A 4,498-nucleotide genomic window follows, 5' to 3' on the forward strand; every position below is an offset into this window, starting at 1 on the left:
TAGCGTAGCTATCTAAAAGTTTTTGGTGCCGCTTTTTTCAAAAAGCGGCAGTTCCCTGCGGGTAGACACAGACAAACAAACGAATTAATATTTAGCATATGGAGATCACACCCCTGTTTCGCGAGAATATCAGGCAAATGGCCCCCTACTCCACCGCCCGCGACGAGTATGAAGGAGAGTTGGGGATCTACCTCGACGCCAACGAGAACCCCTTCGACAACGGTTTCAACCGCTACCCCGACCCGCACAACAAGCGTATCCGGGCCAAAGTCGCCGCCATGCGCCGCGTGGCCGCCGACCGGATTTTCGTCGGCGGGAACGGCAGCGACGAGCCCATCGACCTGCTGTTCCGGGTTTTCTGCGAGCCGCGGCAGGACGAAGCCCTATCGATCGCCCCCAGCTACGGCATGTACCGCGTGGCCGCGGCGACCAACGACGTGCGGCTGACCGAAGTGCCGCTCAGCGCGAACTTCGAATTGAATGCCGCAGATTTCCTGAGCCGGGCGACGCCGCAGACGAAGCTGGCTTTCCTCTGCTCGCCGAACAACCCTTCGGGCAACCTGCTCGACCCGGCGGAGGTCGAAAAGATTATCCGCGGCTTTAACGGGATTGTCGTGCTCGACGAAGCCTACATCGACTTCGCGGAACACGAGGGATTTCTGCCGCGGTTGGCAGAGTTTCCGAACTTGGTGGTGCTGCAAACGCTGTCGAAAGCGTGGGGGATGGCAGGCATCAGGATCGGATTCGCCTTTGCCGACCCGGAGATCGTCGCGGCTATGGGGCGGATCAAGTACCCCTACTCGGTGAACGTCATCACCGAACGGCTGGTATTGCAGGAGCTGGAGCGTTCCTCCGTTCGCGAGGAACAAATCGCGACGCTGGTCGACGAGCGGAAAAAACTGGTCGCCCGGCTGGAACAGATGCCTCTTATTCGAAAAGTGTTCGCCTCGGACGCCAATTTCGTGCTGGTGCGGGTGGACGAGCCGCGCGAGGTCTACAACCGGCTGATCGAACGGGGAATCATCGTGCGCGACCGCTCGAAAATCGAAGGGTGCGAGGGGTGTTTGCGACTGACCGTGGGGACGCCGGAGGAGAATGCGGCGCTGGTAGAGGCGTTGCGGAACCTCGACCAGCCGTTCGCAGGGCCGGTTCCGGTCTCTTCGGGGGGGCGTTGTGTGACGGTGACGCGGCGGAGCCGGGAGACGGATATTACGGCTACGCTGGACTTGGACAACACTTTGCCGTCGCACATATCGACCGGGCTGGGATTTTTCGACCACATGCTCGACCAGATCGTGCACCACGGCGGGTTCTCCTTGCAACTCGCGGCCAAGGGGGACTTGCAGGTGGACGAACATCACACCGTCGAGGATACGGCGTTGGTGCTGGGCGAGGCGTTCCGGCTGGCGCTGGGCGACAAACGCGGCATCGGCCGGTACGGGTTCGCGCTGCCGATGGACGAGAGCCGGGCGCTGGTGCTGCTGGACTTCGGGGGGCGGATCGCGACGCGGTGGGACGTAAAACTGAAGCGGGAGCGGATCGGGGATGTACCGACCGAGCTGTTCGAGCACTTTTTCGACAGCTTCGCGCAGGCGGCACGCTGCAACCTGCACATCTCGGCCCGGGGGCGCAACGAACACCACAAGGTGGAGGCGGTTTTCAAGGCCTTCGCGCGGGCCTTGAGGATGGCCGTGGAGCGCAAACCGCTGGATTTCAGTCTGCCGAGCTCGAAAGGAATGCTCTAAAACGAAACGCATGGTAACGATTATAGACTACAGAACAGGCAACCTGCGGTCGGTCACCAACGCCTTCGAGCGACTGGGAGCGAACTACCTGCTGACCTCTGACCCGGTCGCCATACAAAACGCAGAACGCGTCCTGCTGCCCGGCGTGGGCGAGGCGGCGACGGCGATGGCGCAGCTGCGCGAGAAGGGATTGACCGATGTGCTCCGTAATTTGAAATGTCCCGTGCTCGGGATCTGCCTCGGGATGCAGCTGCTGTGCGCCCGCAGCGAAGAGGGCGACACGGAGTGTCTGGGAATTTTCCCGAACCGGGTGCGACGATTTCCTGCCGACGCGGGAGTCAAAGTGCCGCACGTCGGATGGAACTCGATCTACGACCTCGAATCGCCTCTGTATAAGGACATTAAAGAAGGAGAACACGTCTATTACGTGCACTCCTATGCGGCGGAAATCAATGAATATACGGCGGCGGCGACCGACTACGGCGGACGGTTCAGCGGCTCGCTGCACCGGGACAACTTCTACGGCTGCCAGTTCCACCCGGAAAAGAGCGGCGCGGCAGGCAGCCGGATTTTAGCTAACTTTCTTGCGCTATGAAGATAGAGATCATACCCGCCATCGACATCATCGACGGCCAGTGCGTGCGGCTGACGCAGGGGGACTACAACCAGCGGACCACTTACGGAACCGATCCGGTGGAGATCGCCCGGCAATACGAGGCGATCGGGATCCGACGGCTCCACGTGGTGGATCTGGACGGGGCCAAGGCTTCGACACCGAAAAACCTGAATACACTGCGGAAGATTGCCACAGCGACGACGCTCGACATCCAGTACGGCGGCGGCATCAAGAACGGCGAGGCACTGGAAGCGGTTCTGGAGGCGGGAGCGTGCCGGGCGATCTGCGGCAGCGTGGCGATCACCGCGCCGGAGCGGTTCGAGGAGTGGCTGGCAACCTATGGGGCGGAGCATATCATCCTCGGAGCCGATACCCGGGCGGGGAAGGTGGCGATCAACGGGTGGCTGGAGTCGTCGGAAACAGATGTACGGATGATTATCGGGCGGTTCGCGGCGCGAGGGTTGCGGCAGGTGATCTGCACGGACATTTCGCGCGACGGGATGCTCACGGGACCCAATTTCGAGCTCTACGCTACGCTGCAAGGGGAATTTCCGAGGATCGATATTACGGTCAGCGGCGGAATTTCGTCGATGGACGACCTGATGCGGCTGGACGCGATGGGGCTGCGGAGCGTCATCGTGGGAAAGGCGATTTACGAGGGGAGAATCACGCTTAAAGAGTTGGAACGATGCTTGCAAAACGGATAATTCCCTGCTTAGACATCAAAGACGGGCGGACGGTCAAGGGGGTCAATTTTGTGGGATTGCAAAATGTGGGCGATCCGGTCGAGCTGGGCCGCAAGTATGCGGACGAGGGGGCGGACGAGCTGGTCTACTTAGACATCAGCGCGACGGTCGAGGGACGGAAGACTTTCGGGGAGTTGGTGGCGCGGATTGCGCGCGAGATCGATATTCCGTTCACGGTGGGAGGAGGGATTTCGACGGCGGCGGATGCGGGAGCATTGCTGCTGGCGGGGGCGGACAAGGTGACGGTGAACAGTGCGGCGGTGCGCCGGCCGGAGCTGATCGACGAGATCGCGGGACGGTACGGGCGGCAGTTCGTCGTAGTGGCGATCGACGCGCGGATGGACGAGGCGGGACGTTGGGTGGTGACTACGCACGGAGGACGCCAACCCACCGAACGCGAGCTGTTCAGCTGGGCGCGCGAGGCGCAGGAGCGGGGGGCGGGCGAGATCCTCTTCACGTCGATGAACCACGACGGGACGAAGAGCGGCTATCCGTGCGAGACGTTCGCACGGCTGGCTTCGGAGCTATCGATCCCGGTGATCGCTTCGGGTGGGGCAGGGACGGTGGATCACATCGCAGAGGTGCTGACGGCGGGGCGGGCGGATGCGGCGCTGGCAGCATCGATTTTCCACTACGGAGAGATTCCGATTCCGGTGCTGAAGCGGGCGCTGAATGAGCGTAAAATTCCTGTAAGAATCTAAAAAACAACATACTTATGATACCTGACATCGAAAAATTGGATTTCGCGAAAAACGGCGACGGGCTGTTGCCGGCGATCGTTCAGGATGACCGAACGCTACAAGTCCTCATGCTGGGCTACATGAACCGGGAGGCTTATGAAAAAAGCGTCACGGAGGGGCGCGTGACGTTTTACAGCCGGACGAAGAAACGGCTCTGGACGAAGGGCGAAACGAGCGGCAATTTTCTGACGATCTGTTCGGTGGCGATGGATTGCGATGCGGACACGCTGCTCTTCCGGGTGGTTCCGGCGGGGCCGGTGTGCCACACGGGCTGCATGAGTTGTTTCACGGAGTCGCCCACGGAGACGGAGGGGTTCATCCGCTACCTGCAATCGGTTATCCAGCAGCGGCACAGGGAGATGCCGGCGGCGTCCTACACGACGAAGCTCTTCGAACGGGGGATCAACAAGATTGCGCAGAAAGTGGGCGAGGAGGCGGTCGAAACGGTCATCGAGGCGGTGGCGCAGAACAAACCGGACCTGATTTACGAGGCGTCGGACTTGGTCTACCACCTGCTGGTGCTGTTAGAGGCGAACGGACTCTCGCTGGCAGACCTCGAAAAAGAACTGGCCCGACGACATAAATAACCGTTCGAATATCTGTGTCTACCCGCAGAGAACCGTACCTTTTCTGAAGAAAAGGTACCCAAAA

At 60.8% G+C, this 4,498-nt stretch carries 5 protein-coding genes; all 5 read left to right on the forward strand.

What is annotated here, in order from left to right:
* The first annotated feature begins 98 nt into the window (after nt 1-98).
* Genes hisC through hisIE form a run of 5 tightly spaced genes read left to right on the forward strand, consistent with a single transcriptional unit; the run spans nt 99 to nt 4,434 of the window.
* Nucleotides 99-1,745, forward strand: coding sequence for a histidinol-phosphate transaminase (hisC, locus tag QZ292_RS10395; RefSeq protein WP_363324071.1), 1,647 nt, complete (start codon nt 99-101; stop codon nt 1,743-1,745).
* Between the two features lie 10 nt (nt 1,746-1,755).
* Entirely contained in the window at nt 1,756-2,340 is a 585-nt protein-coding gene (gene hisH / locus QZ292_RS09785) for an imidazole glycerol phosphate synthase subunit HisH (protein ID WP_294601049.1), read from the forward strand.
* On the forward strand, nt 2,337-3,068 hold the full coding sequence (hisA, locus tag QZ292_RS09790) for a 1-(5-phosphoribosyl)-5-[(5-phosphoribosylamino)methylideneamino]imidazole-4-carboxamide isomerase (protein ID WP_294601050.1): 732 nt from the start codon (nt 2,337-2,339) through the stop codon (nt 3,066-3,068). The genes hisH and hisA overlap by 4 nt, the downstream gene beginning before the upstream one ends.
* Entirely contained in the window at nt 3,050-3,808 is a 759-nt protein-coding gene (gene hisF, locus QZ292_RS09795) for an imidazole glycerol phosphate synthase subunit HisF (protein ID WP_294601051.1), read from the forward strand. The genes hisA and hisF overlap by 19 nt, the downstream gene beginning before the upstream one ends.
* 14 nt (nt 3,809-3,822) lie before the next feature.
* Nucleotides 3,823-4,434 carry a bifunctional phosphoribosyl-AMP cyclohydrolase/phosphoribosyl-ATP diphosphatase HisIE gene (gene hisIE, locus QZ292_RS09800; protein WP_294601052.1) on the forward strand — a complete coding sequence of 204 codons (612 nt, stop codon included), beginning with the start codon at nt 3,823-3,825 and terminating at the stop codon, nt 4,432-4,434.
* The last annotated feature ends 64 nt before the right edge of the window (nt 4,435-4,498 follow it).

The sequence above is a fragment of the uncultured Rikenella sp. genome (assembly GCF_910577125.1).
Lineage (GTDB): Bacteria > Bacteroidota > Bacteroidia > Bacteroidales > Rikenellaceae > Rikenella.

Coding starts and splice junctions, on each gene's coding strand:
- hisC (WP_363324071.1), top strand. CDS start 99: ATGGAGATCACACCCCTGTTTCGCGAGAATATCAGGCAAATGGCCCCC.
- hisA (WP_294601050.1), top strand. CDS start 2,337: ATGAAGATAGAGATCATACCCGCCATCGACATCATCGACGGCCAGTGC.
- hisF (WP_294601051.1), top strand. CDS start 3,050: ATGCTTGCAAAACGGATAATTCCCTGCTTAGACATCAAAGACGGGCGG.
- hisH (WP_294601049.1), top strand. CDS start 1,756: ATGGTAACGATTATAGACTACAGAACAGGCAACCTGCGGTCGGTCACC.
- hisIE (WP_294601052.1), top strand. CDS start 3,823: ATGATACCTGACATCGAAAAATTGGATTTCGCGAAAAACGGCGACGGG.